A 13776-nucleotide genomic window follows, 5' to 3' on the forward strand; every position below is an offset into this window, starting at 1 on the left:
AGGTCTTTGTGAAAAGTGCAATGACAAGCTCTCCGCTGCGGGTCGCGATAATAGGCGCAGGCCAGGTGGCGGATAAGGTTCATGCTTCGTACTACTGCACCCGCAACGATCTGGAACTGGTGGCTGTCTGTGATAGCCGCCTTTCCCAGGCGCAGGCGCTGGCAGATAAATACGGTAATGCATCCGTGTGGGACGATCCGCAGGCCATGCTGCTGGCGGTGAAACCTGATGTGGTTAGCGTCTGCTCACCTAACCGTTTTCATTACGAACATACCCTGATGGCACTGGAAGCGGGCTGCCATGTGATGTGCGAAAAACCGCCCGCCATGACGCCAGAACAGGCGCGGGAAATGTGCGATACCGCGCGCAAACAGGGCAAGGTGCTGGCCTACGACTTTCACCATCGTTTTGCGCTCGATACGCAACAGCTGCGTGAACAGGTGACCAACGGCGTTTTGGGAGAGATTTACGTTACCACCGCCCGCGCCCTGCGTCGCTGCGGCGTTCCCGGCTGGGGTGTCTTTACCAATAAAGAACTGCAGGGTGGTGGCCCGCTTATCGACATCGGCATTCATATGCTGGATGCGGCGATGTATGTGCTGGGCTTTCCGGCGGTGAAAAGCGTGAATGCGCATAGCTTTCAAAAGATCGGCACGCAAAAGAGCTGCGGTCAATTTGGCGAGTGGGATCCGGCAACTTACAGCGTCGAAGATTCGTTATTTGGCACCATTGAATTTCATAACGGCGGCATTCTGTGGCTGGAAACGTCATTTGCACTCAACATCCGCGAACAGTCGATTATGAACGTCAGCTTTTGTGGTGATAAAGCCGGTGCGACGCTGTTTCCAGCACATATCTACACCGATAACAACGGTGAATTAATGACGCTGATGCAACGGGAACTGGCAGACGACAACCGCCATTTGCGCAGCATGGAAGCCTTTATCAATCACGTACAGGGCAAGCCCGTGATGATAGCCGACGCCGAGCAGGGGTACATCATCCAGCAACTGGTGGCGGCGTTGTATCAATCCGCAGAAACAGGGACGCGTGTGGAATTATGACCAGGCCAGTAACGTTATCAGAACCCCATTTCAGCCAGCATACCCTGAACAAGTATGCATCGCTGATGGCGCAGGGGAACGGCTATCTTGGGCTTCGCGCCAGCCATGAAGAAGATTACACGCGCCAGACGCGAGGGATGTATCTGGCGGGGCTGTATCATCGGGCGGGAAAAGGTGAAATCAACGAACTGGTGAACCTGCCTGATATCTTGGGGATGGAGATTGCCATAAATGGTGAGGTTTTCTCGTTATCCCGCGAAGCCTGGCAGCGTGAACTTGACTTTGCCAGTGGAGAATTACGCCGTAGCGTTGTCTGGCGTACCAGCAACGGCACAGGTTACACCATCGCCAGCCGTCGCTTTGTTTCGGCAGACCAACTGCCGCTCATTGTGCTGGAAATCACTATTACGCCACTGGACGCCGACGCGTCAGTGCTGATTTCAACAGGTATCGACGCCACGCAAACCAACCACGGTCGCCAACATCTCGACGAAACCCAGGTGCGGGTGTTTGGTCAGCATCTGATGCAGGGGATCTACACCACCCAGGATGGACGCAGTGATGTGGCCATCAGCTGTTGCTGTATGGTGAGCGGTGATGTGCAGCAATGCTATACCGCCAAAGAGCGCCGTTTGCAGCAACATACCAGTGCGCAGCTTCATGCAGGCGAGACAGTGACGTTGCAAAAACTGGTGTGGATCGACTGGCGGGATGACAGGCAAGCCGTTTTAGACGAGTGGGGCAGCGCGTCGCTTCGCCAGCTTGAAATGTGCGCGCAGCAGAGTTACGACCAACTTCTTGCAGTATCAACAGAAAACTGGCGTCAATGGTGGCAGAAACGTCGTATCACGGTAAATGGCGGCGAAGCGCACGATCAGCAAGCGTTAGATTATGCGCTTTATCATCTGCGCATCATGACGCCTGCCCACGACGAGCGCAGCAGCATTGCGGCAAAAGGCTTAACCGGCGAAGGCTACAAAGGCCACGTTTTCTGGGATACAGAAGTATTTTTGTTACCGTTTCATCTGTTTAGCGATCCGACGGTTGCCCGAAGTTTACTGCGTTATCGCTGGCACAACTTGCCAGGCGCGCAGGAGAAAGCGCGACGCAACGGCTGGCAGGGCGCGCTATTTCCGTGGGAAAGCGCGCGCAGCGGCGAAGAAGAGACGCCGGAATTTGCCGCCATTAACATTCGCACCGGGCTGCGGCAAAAAGTGGCCTCGGCGCAGGCGGAACATCATCTGGTGGCCGATATCGCCTGGGCGGTTATTCAATACTGGCAGACCACGGGGGATGAAAGTTTCATTGCGCATGAAGGCATGGCGCTACTTCTGGAAACTGCAAAGTTCTGGATTAGCCGCGCGGTGAGGGTTAACGACCGTCTGGAAATTCATGATGTTATTGGGCCTGACGAATATACCGAACATGTCAATAATAACGCCTTCACCAGCTATATGGCGTATTACAACGTCCAGCAGGCGCTGAGTATTGCCCGCCAGTTTGGCTGTAGCGACGATGCGTTTATCCATCGCGCCGAAATGTTCCTTAAAGAACTGCGGCTGCCAGAAATTCAGCCCGACGGCGTTTTGCCGCAGGATGATTCGTTTATGGCTAAGCCGGCGATTAATCTGGCGAAATACAAAGCGGCGGCGGGGAAGCAAACCATTCTGCTGGATTATTCACGCGCAGAAGTGAACGAGATGCAAATCCTCAAACAAGCTGATGTGGTGATGCTCAATTACATGCTGCCGGAGCAGTTCTCAGCGGCATCGTGTCTTGCCAATCTGCAATTTTATGAACCGCGCACTATTCACGACTCGTCATTAAGTAAAGCAATCCACGGCATTGTTGCCGCACGCTGTGGCCTGCTGACCCAAAGTTATCAGTTCTGGCGCGAGGGGACTGAAATCGATCTTGGTGCTGATCCGCATAGTTGTGATGATGGTATCCATGCTGCCGCAACTGGCGCTATCTGGCTGGGGGCGATTCAGGGTTTTGCCGGGGTGAGCGTGCGTGACGGTGAATTGCATCTCAATCCGGCGTTACCTGAGCAGTGGCAACAGTTGTCTTTCCCTCTGTTCTGGCAGGGCTGCGAATTACAGGTCACTCTTGACGCGCAGCGTATTGCGATTCGAACTTCTGCGCCCGTTTCACTGCGTTTGAACGGTCAGCTTATATCCGTGGCTGAAGAATCTGTTTTCTGTTTGGGTGATTTTATTTTGCCCTTCAATGGGACCGCTACCACACATCAGGAGGATGAATGAAACTGCAAGGGGTAATTTTCGATCTGGATGGTGTAATCACCGATACCGCGCATCTGCATTTCCAGGCGTGGCAGCAGATTGCCGCTGAAATTGGCATCAGCATTGATGCGCAGTTTAACGAATCCCTAAAAGGGATCAGCCGCGATGAGTCTCTGCGGCGCATTCTGCAACACGGGGGCAAAGAGGGCGACTTTAACTCGCAGGAGAGGGCGCAACTGGCGTATCGCAAAAATCTGCTCTATGTCCACTCACTGCGCGAGTTGACGGTCAGCGCTGTTCTACCCGGCATTCGCTCTTTGCTGGCAGATCTCCGTGCACAGCAGATCCCGGTTGGGCTGGCTTCTGTCTCCCTGAATGCGCCGACGATTTTAGCGGCGCTGGAGCTGCGCGAGTTTTTCACCTTCTGCGCGGATGCTTCCCAACTTAAAAACTCGAAACCGGACCCGGAAATCTTTCTCGCCGCCTGTGCCGGGCTGGGCGTGCCGCCGCAGGCATGTATCGGCATTGAAGATGCGCAGGCGGGCATTGACGCCATTAACGCCAGCGGTATGCGCTCGGTGGGGATCGGCGCGGGCTTAACCGGGGCGCAATTACTGTTGCCTTCAACGGACTCTCTGACCTGGTCGCGGTTATCGGCCTTCTGGCAAAACGTATAGCAAAGGAATCAACATGGCTCAGCTTTCGTTACAACATATTCAAAAAATCTACGATAACCAGGTGCATGTGGTGAAGGACTTCAACCTGGAAATTGCCGATAAAGAGTTCATCGTGTTTGTCGGCCCGTCGGGCTGCGGTAAGTCGACCACCCTGCGCATGATTGCCGGGCTTGAGGAGATCAGCGGCGGCGATCTGTTGATCGACGGCAAACGAATGAATGACGTTCCAGCCAAAGCACGCAATATAGCGATGGTGTTCCAGAACTACGCGTTGTATCCGCATATGACGGTTTACGACAACATGGCGTTTGGCCTGAAGATGCAAAAAATCGCCAAAGAGGTGATTGATGAGCGGGTGAACTGGGCGGCGCAAATTCTCGGCCTGCGTGAGTACCTGAAACGCAAGCCGGGCGCGCTTTCCGGCGGGCAACGCCAGCGTGTGGCGCTCGGGCGGGCGATTGTGCGCGAAGCGGGCGTGTTTTTAATGGATGAACCGCTCTCTAACCTTGATGCCAAGCTGCGCGTGCAAATGCGCGCAGAGATCAGCAAGCTACACCAGAAGCTGAATACCACCATGATCTACGTGACCCACGATCAGACCGAAGCGATGACCATGGCGACGCGGATTGTGATTATGAAGGATGGGATTGTTCAGCAAGTTGGTGCGCCGAAAACGGTTTATAACCAACCAGCGAATATGTTTGTTGCCGGATTTATTGGATCACCGGCGATGAATTTTATTCGTGGCACGATCGATGGCGATAAATTCGTTACGGAAACGCTTAAATTAACCATTCCCGAAGAGAAATTAGCGGTTCTGAAAACACAGGGAAGTTTGCATAAGCCCATCGTGATGGGAATACGTCCGGAAGATATTCATCCGGACGCGCAAGAGGAAAATAACATTTCCGCCAAAATTAGCGTGGCAGAATTAACCGGTGCGGAATTTATGCTCTACACCACGGTTGGGGGGCACGAGTTAGTGGTCCGTGCTGGTGCGTTAAATGATTATCATGCAGGAGAAAATATCACTATTCATTTTGATATGACGAAATGTCATTTCTTTGATGCAGAAACGGAAATAGCAATTCGCTAAATACAGGGGGAAGGCATTCCCCCAGAATAATACAAGGAACAATAATGAAAAAGTTATTACCCTGTACCGCACTGGTGATGTGTGCGGGAATGGCCTGCGCACAGGCCGAGGAAAGGAACGACTGGCACTTTAATATCGGCGCGATGTACGAAATAGAAAACGTCGAGGGTTATGGCGAAGATATGGATGGGCTGGCGGAGCCTTCAGTCTATTTTAATGCCGCCAACGGGCCGTGGAGAATTGCTCTGGCCTATTATCAGGAAGGGCCGGTAGATTATAGCGCGGGTAAACGTGGAACGTGGTTTGATCGCCCGGAGCTGGAGGTGCATTATCAGTTCCTCGAAAACGATGATTTCAGTTTCGGCCTGACCGGCGGTTTCCGTAATTATGGTTATCACTACGTTGATGAACCGGGTAAAGACACGGCGAATATGCAGCGCTGGAAAATCGCGCCAGACTGGGATGTGAAACTGACTGACGATTTACGTTTCAACGGTTGGTTGTCGATGTATAAATTTGCCAACGATCTGAACACGACCGGTTACGCTGATACCCGAGTCGAAACGGAAACAGGCCTGCAATATACCTTCAACGAAACGGTTGCCTTGCGAGTGAACTATTATCTCGAGCGCGGCTTTAATATGGACGACAGCCGCAATAACGGTGAGTTTTCTACGCAAGAAATTCGCGCCTATTTGCCGCTGACGCTCGGCAACCACTCGGTGACGCCGTATACGCGCATTGGGCTGGATCGCTGGAGTAACTGGGACTGGCAGGATGATATTGAACGTGAAGGCCATGATTTTAACCGTGTAGGTTTATTTTACGGTTATGATTTCCAGAACGGGCTTTCCGTTTCGCTGGAATACGCGTTTGAGTGGCAGGATCACGACGAAGGCGACAGCGATAAATTCCATTATGCAGGTGTCGGCGTAAATTACTCGTTCTGATAATGGGCTAAATTGCCGGATGCGGCACGAGTACTTTATCCGAACTATAAATGTAGGCCGGATAAGATGCGCTAGCATCGCATCCGGCATTCAGGCAAGGTAGCTGGTATTTATTTCAGCGTCATATGCGTGGCAACGGTAATATTCTGTGGTGACGGTTTTCCAGAAATTAAGCGGAATAATAACTCACAGCTTTGTTGACCTAACTCCTGTGTTGGGATATCAATACCGCCTGGCGCAGGCGTTAAAATAAACGACAGCGTTTCATTACTATAACCCACCACCGCTAACTGCTGCGGAATAGCAATATTTTTCTCTGCTGCCGCACGATAAATACTCATTAATTTCAGGCTGTCAGTAGCAAACACTGCCTCAGGCAACGGTGACTGGCTTAATAATTCCCGCGCGGCTTGCAGTGCTGTTTCATGGGTATAACCGCCGTCAACAATCCATTCATCACGCACTGCAATATTATGCGCAGCCAGGCTCTGCTTATAACCATTTACCCGATCCACTGAAACATGGACATCAAGCGGAGCATGCAGGCAGGCAATATTTTGATGCCCACTTTCAATTAATGCATCGGTCAACGCAATGCTGTCGCCAAAATTATCGGTATCGACAGAATAAACATGGGCATATTGACCTTCAACTTTGCCAATCACCACGACAGGAATATCGTATTTATCAAGTTGGGCAAAAAATGACTCATCCGCTGGCGAACTTAGCATAATAATGCCTTTAATCATTTTCTGCTTAATTTTGCTTTCACATTTTTGTAAGTCTTCTGCCGGATTGTGCGACGTCTGCAATATCACGTCGAAACCTTCCTCTTCAGCTTTGGCGGTGATGGCATGCAAAACTTCAGAGAAAAACGGATTACCCGCCGTAGTTTTGGTCGAACGGGTAGAAATCACCATAATGGCATCAAAACCCGAAGAGGTCAGCGCGCGGGCCAGCTTGTTTGGCTGATACTGTAATTCTTCAATGGCCCGTAACACTTTTTCGCGCGCTTCCGGGGAGATATTAGTTTGCTTATTCAGCACGCGTGATACGGTGGATTTTGATACGCCTGCAACCCTGGCAATATCATAAATAGTAGGGGACATAGGTCAGGAACTCCGTCCGAACGTGAATGCTGCACATCTTATGGAGTTCGCCCGTCGATGACAACACGGGCAGTTGATAATCAATGGCCTGGCCCCCACATTCATATCCTTACGAATGATTTTTTTCTGGTCTTCAGAGCAGCACAGGACAGCAATGAAGCGACTTAAAAATGAACTTAATGCGCTGGTGAATCGGGGTGTCGACAGACATCTGCGCCTCGCCGTAACCGGACTAAGCCGCAGCGGCAAAACAGCGTTTATCACTGCGATGGTCAATCAGTTGCTCAATATTCACGCCGGAGCACGCTTGCCGCTGTTAAGCGCGGTGCGTGAAGAGCGCCTGCTGGGCGTAAAACGCATTCCTCAGCGTGACTTTGGCATTCCGCGCTTCACATATGATGAAGGACTGGCGCAGTTATATGGCGATCCTCCCGCCTGGCCGACGCCAACGCGCGGCGTCAGTGAAATCCGCCTGGCGCTACGTTTTAAATCGAACGATTCGCTGCTACGCCACTTCAAGGACACCTCCACGCTGTATCTGGAGATTGTGGATTATCCCGGCGAATGGTTGCTCGACCTGCCGATGCTGGCGCAGGACTATTTAAGCTGGTCACGCCAGATGACGGGCTTACTCAATGGTCAGCGCGGCGAATGGTCGGTCAAATGGCGAATGATGTGCGAAGGGCTGGACCCGCTAGCGCCTGCCGACGAAAACCGGCTGGCAGACATTGCTGCCGCGTGGACCGATTATCTCCACCACTGTAAACAGCAGGGGCTGCACTTTATTCAGCCTGGGCGCTTTGTCTTGCCGGGAGATATGGCAGGTGCGCCCGCGCTGCAATTCTTCCCGTGGCCGGATGTCGATGCCTGGGGCGAGTCCAAACTGGCGCAGGCCGATAAGCACACCAATGCCGGAATGCTGCGCGAGCGGTTTAATTATTACTGCGAGAAGGTGGTGAAGGGGTTCTATAAGAATCATTTTCTGCGCTTTGACCGCCAGATTGTGCTGGTTGATTGCCTGCAACCTCTCAACAGTGGGCCACAGGCATTTAATGATATGCGTCTGGCACTGACGCAGCTGATGCAAAGTTTCCACTACGGGCAGCGTACCTTGTTCCGGCGTTTGTTTTCGCCGGTTATCGATAAGCTATTGTTTGCTGCCACTAAAGCGGACCATGTGACCATCGATCAGCACGCCAATATGGTTTCATTACTGCAACAACTGATTCAGGATGCCTGGCAAAATGCGGCGTTTGAAGGGATTAGTATGGATTGCCTGGGGCTGGCCTCGGTGCAGGCGACCACCAGCGGCATTATTGATGTTAACGGTGAGAAAATCCCGGCGCTACGCGGTAATCGACTCAGCGATGGCGCACCGCTCACTGTTTATCCTGGCGAAGTTCCCGCTCGTTTGCCCGGTCAGGCGTTCTGGGATAAGCAAGGCTTCCAGTTTGAGGCGTTTCGTCCGCAGGTGATGGATGTCGACAAACCGCTGCCGCATATTCGCCTTGATGCCGCGCTTGAATTTTTAATAGGAGATAAATTGCGATGACCGAACCGTTAAAACCACGTATTGATTTCGACGGTCCGCTGGAGGTCGATCAGAATCCAAAATTCAGGGCGCAGCAGACCTTTGACGAAAATCAGGCGCAAAATTTTGCCCCGGCCACGCTCGATGAAGCGCCTGAAGAAGAGGGGCAAGTTGAAGCGGTAATGGATGCAGCGTTACGTCCGAAACGCAGCCTGTGGCGCAAAATGGTGATGGGCGGGCTGGCTCTGTTTGGCGCAAGCGTTGTCGGGCAGGGTGTACAGTGGACAATGAATGCCTGGCAAACTCAGGACTGGGTGGCGCTGGGTGGATGTGCCGCTGGGGCATTGATTATCGGCGCTGGCGTAGGTTCTGTGGTAACAGAGTGGCGGCGCTTATGGCGCTTGCGACAGCGCGCCCATGAACGCGACGAAGCGCGCGATTTGTTGCACAGCCACGGCACGGGCAAAGGCCGCGCATTTTGCGAAAAACTGGCGCAGCAGGCGGGTATTGATCAGTCTCATCCAGCGCTGCAACGCTGGTATGCCTCAATCCATGAAACGCAAAACGACCGTGAAGTGGTCAGTTTGTATGCGCATTTGGTCCAGCCAGTTTTAGATGCCCAGGCGCGGCGCGAAATCAGCCGTTCGGCGGCGGAATCAACGTTGATGATTGCGGTCAGCCCGCTGGCGTTGGTCGATATGGCGTTTATCGCCTGGCGCAATCTGCGTTTAATTAATCGCATCGCCACGCTGTATGGCATTGAACTGGGGTATTACAGCCGTTTGCGTCTGTTTAAGCTGGTATTGCTGAATATCGCTTTTGCCGGAGCCAGCGAACTGGTGCGCGAAGTGGGGATGGACTGGATGTCGCAAGATCTCGCTGCTCGTTTGTCTACCCGCGCAGCTCAGGGAATTGGTGCTGGACTTCTGACGGCACGACTCGGGATTAAAGCTATGGAGCTTTGCCGCCCGCTGCCGTGGATTGACGATGACAAACCTCGCCTCGGGGATTTCCGTCGTCAGCTTATCGGTCAGGTGAAAGAAACGCTGCAAAAAGGCAAAACGCCCAGCGAAAAATAATGCAATATCGGGTGCTGACCGGATATCTTTACGCCGAAGTGCCCGTTTTTCCGTCTTTGTGTCAATGATTGTTGACAGAAACCTTCCTGCTATCCAAATAGTGTCATATCATCATATTAATTGTTCTTTTTTCAGGTGAAGGTTCCCATGCGTCTGGAAGTCTTTTGTGAAGACCGACTCGGTCTGACCCGCGAATTACTCGATCTACTCGTGCTAAGAGGCATTGATTTACGCGGTATTGAGATTGACCCCATTGGGCGAATCTACCTCAATTTTGCTGAACTGGAGTTTGAGAGTTTCAGCAGTCTGATGGCCGAAATACGCCGTATTGCAGGTGTTACCGATGTGCGTACTGTCCCGTGGATGCCTTCCGAACGTGAGCATCTGGCGTTGAGCGCGTTACTGGAGGCGTTGCCTGAACCTGTCCTCTCTGTCGATATGAAAAGCAAAGTGGATATGGCAAACCCGGCGAGCTGTCAGCTTTTTGGGCAAAAATTGGATCGCCTGCGCAACCATACCGCCGCACAATTGATTAACGGCTTTAATTTTTTACGTTGGCTGGAAAGCGAACCGCAAGATTCGCATAACGAGCATGTTGTTATTAATGGGCAGAATTTCCTGATGGAGATTACGCCTGTTTATCTTCAGGATGAAAATGATCAACACGTCCTGACCGGTGCGGTGGTGATGTTGCGATCAACGATTCGTATGGGCCGTCAGTTGCAAAATGTTGCCGCCCAGGACGTCAGCGCCTTTAGTCAAATTGTCGCCGTCAGCCCGAAAATGAAGCATGTTGTCGAACAGGCGCAGAAACTGGCGATGCTAAGCGCGCCGCTGCTGATTACGGGTGACACAGGTACAGGTAAAGATCTTTTTGCCTACGCCTGCCATCAGGCAAGCCCCAGAGCGGGCAAACCTTACCTGGCGCTGAATTGCGCGTCTATACCAGAAGATGCGGTCGAGAGTGAACTGTTTGGTCATGCTCCGGAAGGGAAGAAAGGATTCTTTGAGCAGGCGAACGGTGGTTCGGTGCTGTTGGATGAAATAGGTGAGATGTCACCACGGATGCAGGCGAAATTACTGCGTTTCCTTAATGATGGCACTTTCCGTCGGGTTGGCGAAGACCATGAGGTGCATGTCGATGTGCGGGTGATTTGCGCTACGCAGAAGAATCTGGTCGAACTGGTGCAAAAAGGCGTGTTCCGTGAAGATCTCTATTATCGTCTGAACGTGTTGACGCTCAATCTGCCGCCGCTACGTGACTGTCCGCAGGACATCATGCCGTTAACTGAGCTGTTCGTCGCCCGCTTTGCCGACGAGCAGGGCGTGCCGCGTCCGAAACTGGCCGCTGACCTGAATACTGTACTTACGCGTTATGCGTGGCCGGGAAATGTGCGGCAGTTAAAGAACGCTATCTATCGCGCACTGACACAACTGGACGGTTATGAGCTGCGTCCACAGGATATTTTGTTGCCGGATTATGACGCCGCAACGGTAGCCGTGGGCGAAGATGCGATGGAAGGTTCGCTGGATGAAATCACCAGCCGTTTTGAACGCTCGGTATTAACCCAGCTTTATCGCAATTATCCCAGCACGCGCAAACTGGCAAAACGTCTCGGCGTTTCACATACCGCGATTGCCAATAAGTTGCGGGAATATGGCTTAAGCCAGAAGAAGAACGAAGAGTAAGCGCGAATATGCCTGATGGTGCAACACCATCAGGCATATTAACTTATGCTTTCAGTACCGCCAGAGCTGCTTCGTAATCCGGCTCGGTGGTGATTTCATCCACCAGCTGGCTGAAAATCACATTGTCATTTTCATCAATAACCACAACGGCACGCGCTGCCAGACCTTTCAGTGGGCCATCAGCAATTGCCACACCGTAGGCTTGCAGGAATTCAGCGTTACGGAAAGTGGAGAGGGTGATAACGTTGTTCAGACCTTCTGCGCCGCAGAAACGAGACTGGGCGAACGGCAGATCGGCAGAAATACACAGCACAACGGTGTTGTCGATCTCGGTTGCCAGTTGGTTAAACTTACGTACTGATACGGCGCAAACACCGGTATCAATACTCGGGAAAATGTTCAGCACTTTGCGTTTACCCGCAAACTGACCGAGGGTGACGTCAGACAGATCTTTTGCCACGAGAGTAAAAGTCTGCGCTTTGCTACCCGCCTGCGGGATGGAATTGGCGACTGTAACCGGGTTGCCCTGGAAATGAACGGTTTGTGACATGATTATCTTTCCTGTTTACATATAGTTAACGTCACACCTAGTTTATGCTAACTGTCAATAACACAGCAAACGCTATTTGCGCTTAATCCGCAGACCACCGCGACAACAAGGAGTAAAGATGAGAACCGTTAAGGTATTTGAGGAAGCCTGGCCCTTACATACCCCGTTTGTGATTGCCCGGGGAAGTCGCAGTGAAGCGCACGTGGTGGTGGTTGAACTGGAAGAAGAAGGCATTAAAGGCACCGGCGAATGCACGCCGTATCCGCGTTATGGGGAAAGTGATGCCTCGGTAATGGCGCAAATTATGAGCGTCGTGCCGCAATTAGAGAAAGGGCTTACACGGGAGGAGTTGCAAAAAATTCTCCCTGCCGGCGCAGCACGTAATGCGCTGGATTGTGCATTGTGGGATCTGGCCGCGCGAAAACAGCAGCAATCGCTGGCTGATTTGATCGGCATAACGCTTCCCGGGACAGTCACCACTGCACAGACGGTAGTCATCGGTACGCCTGATCAGATGGCCAATAGCGCATCAACACTCTGGCAGGCCGGCGCGAAATTACTGAAAGTGAAGCTGGATAACCATCTTATCAGTGAGCGGATGGTGGCAATTCGCACAGCTGTGCCCGATGCCACGCTGATCGTTGATGCAAATGAATCCTGGCGTGCAGAAGGGTTGGCGGCACGTTGCCAGCTATTGGCGGATTTAGGCGTTGCGATGCTTGAACAACCGCTTCCTGCGCAGGACGATGCGGCGCTGGAGAATTTTATTCATCCGTTGCCGATTTGTGCTGATGAAAGTTGTCATACTCGTAGCAATTTGAAGGCGCTGAAAGGGCGCTATGAGATGGTTAATATTAAGCTCGATAAAACCGGGGGTCTGACGGAAGCGCTGGCGCTGGCGACTGAAGCGCGTGCACAAGGTTTCAGTCTGATGCTGGGCTGCATGTTGTGTACCTCTCGTGCCATTAGCGCCGCTTTACCGCTGGTGCCGCAGGTCAGTTTCGCCGATCTTGACGGACCGACCTGGCTGGCGGTAGATGTGGAACCAGCGCTTCAGTTCACGACGGGCGAATTGCATCTTTAGGATGCCAGCGCAGCAAGTTTGCCATCGCAAAGAGATATTTTTCGCTGGCTTCGTCGGAGGAGATGGGCGGAAACTCTGCGGTGATGCAATGCAAGTTGAGATCTGCACACCAACTGCCGAAAGAGCCAGGCGTTTCATAACCGACGCTGGTTACCAGAGGCAATTCAAACGCCTGGGCCAGCCATTCGCCTAATTCGCTGTGTCTGGGATCTTCAATACAAGCCAGTGGATCGTGGAATGAGACCACCCAGGCAGGTTGAATGCGGTGTATAAGCTGGCACAGCGCCAGGGTTTCAGGTTCGGAGCCAGGTTTGTCACCTGTCAGTAATACGACATCACGTTCTTCAGCGGCGCTGTTCCAGCGATAAACTGTTTCACCTTCCTTCCAGTTCGCCGCCGGAAAGTTTCTGTTTAAATCCACACCATTAGCATTGGCCCGTAACCCCAGCTGGCAGCCGTCAGGATTCACACACAGCACCACATGATGGCGGCGCAAAGAAGGTGTCAAAGTCCGCAGAGCACAGGAGAGCGTGACGACCGAAGAGTTTTCATCACCGTGAGTGCCAGCCAGAATCAAACCACTTTCGCGACTGGCTGCAGGGGCAGGAAACCAGATTAACGGCGCGCCCAATAATGAACGTCCGTAATGTTCTGTTCCGGGCGGAAATGCGCCGCGTTCGGCGCGTGGGCGGGTTACGGTCATG

12 protein-coding genes are annotated in these 13776 nt (G+C 52.5%); 9 read left to right on the plus strand and 3 right to left on the minus strand.

Translation table 11 applies throughout. The annotated features are described in order from the left end of the window. The first annotated feature begins 8 nt into the window (after window positions 1-8). Genes ACJHXA_RS01785 through ompG form a run of 5 tightly spaced genes read left to right on the plus strand, consistent with a single transcriptional unit; the run spans window position 9 to window position 6030 of the window. The gene (locus ACJHXA_RS01785; protein WP_000833563.1) at window positions 9-1064 is read left to right on the plus strand and encodes a Gfo/Idh/MocA family protein; all 1056 of its coding nucleotides are present in this window, start codon (window positions 9-11) and stop codon (window positions 1062-1064) included. Next, the gene (gene ycjT, locus ACJHXA_RS01790) at window positions 1061-3328 is read left to right on the plus strand and encodes a kojibiose phosphorylase (protein WP_000198012.1); all 2268 of its coding nucleotides are present in this window, start codon (window positions 1061-1063) and stop codon (window positions 3326-3328) included. The genes ACJHXA_RS01785 and ycjT overlap by 4 nt, the downstream gene beginning before the upstream one ends. Continuing rightward, complete coding sequence (gene pgmB, locus ACJHXA_RS01795) at window positions 3325-3984, plus strand: beta-phosphoglucomutase (protein WP_000775799.1); 660 nt, start codon at window positions 3325-3327, stop codon at window positions 3982-3984. The genes ycjT and pgmB overlap by 4 nt, the downstream gene beginning before the upstream one ends. 13 nt (window positions 3985-3997) lie before the next feature. Then, window positions 3998-5080 (plus strand): ABC transporter ATP-binding protein, encoded by a 1083-nt coding sequence (locus ACJHXA_RS01800; protein ID WP_000057977.1) that lies wholly within the window; start codon window positions 3998-4000, stop codon window positions 5078-5080. A gap of 44 nt (window positions 5081-5124) precedes the next feature. Next, a complete protein-coding gene (gene ompG / locus ACJHXA_RS01805) occupies window positions 5125-6030 on the plus strand; it encodes a monomeric porin OmpG (RefSeq protein ID WP_000735257.1) in 906 nt (301 codons plus the stop codon). 110 nt (window positions 6031-6140) lie between these two features. Here the strand turns inward: ompG and ACJHXA_RS01810 are convergent, their stop codons facing one another. Further along, on the minus strand, window positions 6141-7139 hold the full coding sequence (locus tag ACJHXA_RS01810) for a LacI family DNA-binding transcriptional regulator (protein WP_000075377.1): 999 nt from the start codon (window positions 7137-7139) through the stop codon (window positions 6141-6143). 154 nt (window positions 7140-7293) lie between these two features. On the opposite strand from ACJHXA_RS01810, the gene ACJHXA_RS01815 reads away from it, so the two are divergent. From ACJHXA_RS01815 to tyrR, 3 genes are all read left to right on the plus strand, one after another. Beyond that, window positions 7294-8691, plus strand: coding sequence for a YcjX family protein (locus tag ACJHXA_RS01815; RefSeq protein WP_000825784.1), 1398 nt, complete (start codon window positions 7294-7296; stop codon window positions 8689-8691). After that, the gene (locus ACJHXA_RS01820) at window positions 8688-9749 is read left to right on the plus strand and encodes a YcjF family protein (RefSeq protein WP_000138717.1); all 1062 of its coding nucleotides are present in this window, start codon (window positions 8688-8690) and stop codon (window positions 9747-9749) included. The genes ACJHXA_RS01815 and ACJHXA_RS01820 overlap by 4 nt, the downstream gene beginning before the upstream one ends. A 147-nt stretch (window positions 9750-9896) precedes the next feature. Then, window positions 9897-11438 carry a transcriptional regulator TyrR gene (gene tyrR, locus ACJHXA_RS01825; RefSeq protein WP_001306544.1) on the plus strand — a complete coding sequence of 514 codons (1542 nt, stop codon included), beginning with the start codon at window positions 9897-9899 and terminating at the stop codon, window positions 11436-11438. 43 nt (window positions 11439-11481) lie between these two features. Here the strand turns inward: tyrR and tpx are convergent, their stop codons facing one another. Then, window positions 11482-11988 carry a thiol peroxidase gene (gene tpx, locus ACJHXA_RS01830; protein WP_000084393.1) on the minus strand — a complete coding sequence of 169 codons (507 nt, stop codon included), beginning with the start codon at window positions 11986-11988 and terminating at the stop codon, window positions 11482-11484. A gap of 118 nt (window positions 11989-12106) precedes the next feature. Here tpx and ycjG point away from each other — a divergent pair, with 118 nt between their 5' ends. Next, window positions 12107-13072: an L-Ala-D/L-Glu epimerase gene (gene ycjG, locus ACJHXA_RS01835; protein WP_001317023.1), complete on the plus strand. Its 966-nt coding sequence runs from the start codon at window positions 12107-12109 to the stop codon at window positions 13070-13072. On the opposite strand, the gene mpaA is transcribed toward ycjG, so the two are convergent. Next, a complete protein-coding gene (gene mpaA, locus ACJHXA_RS01840; protein ID WP_000219119.1) occupies window positions 13047-13775 on the minus strand; it encodes a murein tripeptide amidase MpaA in 729 nt (242 codons plus the stop codon). The two genes, ycjG and mpaA, sit on opposite strands and share 26 nt — an antisense overlap. Between the last annotated feature and the right edge of the window lies 1 nt (window position 13776).

The organism is Escherichia sp. WS33 (genome assembly GCF_046486385.1).
In the GTDB taxonomy this organism is placed as follows: Bacteria; Pseudomonadota; Gammaproteobacteria; order Enterobacterales; family Enterobacteriaceae; genus ECMA0423.

Excerpts from the sequence above, each read along its gene's own strand:
- tpx (WP_000084393.1), bottom strand. The coding sequence starts at position 11,988 with ATGTCACAAACCGTTCATTTCCAGGGCAACCCGGTTACAGTCGCCAAT.
- ACJHXA_RS01810 (WP_000075377.1), bottom strand. The coding sequence starts at position 7,139 with ATGTCCCCTACTATTTATGATATTGCCAGGGTTGCAGGCGTATCAAAA.
- ompG (WP_000735257.1), top strand. The coding sequence starts at position 5,125 with ATGAAAAAGTTATTACCCTGTACCGCACTGGTGATGTGTGCGGGAATG.
- pgmB (WP_000775799.1), top strand. The coding sequence starts at position 3,325 with ATGAAACTGCAAGGGGTAATTTTCGATCTGGATGGTGTAATCACCGAT.
- tyrR (WP_001306544.1), top strand. The coding sequence starts at position 9,897 with ATGCGTCTGGAAGTCTTTTGTGAAGACCGACTCGGTCTGACCCGCGAA.
- ycjG (WP_001317023.1), top strand. The coding sequence starts at position 12,107 with ATGAGAACCGTTAAGGTATTTGAGGAAGCCTGGCCCTTACATACCCCG.
- ACJHXA_RS01815 (WP_000825784.1), top strand. The coding sequence starts at position 7,294 with ATGAAGCGACTTAAAAATGAACTTAATGCGCTGGTGAATCGGGGTGTC.
- ACJHXA_RS01800 (WP_000057977.1), top strand. The coding sequence starts at position 3,998 with ATGGCTCAGCTTTCGTTACAACATATTCAAAAAATCTACGATAACCAG.
- mpaA (WP_000219119.1), bottom strand. The coding sequence starts at position 13,775 with ATGACCGTAACCCGCCCACGCGCCGAACGCGGCGCATTTCCGCCCGGA.
- ACJHXA_RS01820 (WP_000138717.1), top strand. The coding sequence starts at position 8,688 with ATGACCGAACCGTTAAAACCACGTATTGATTTCGACGGTCCGCTGGAG.
- ycjT (WP_000198012.1), top strand. The coding sequence starts at position 1,061 with ATGACCAGGCCAGTAACGTTATCAGAACCCCATTTCAGCCAGCATACC.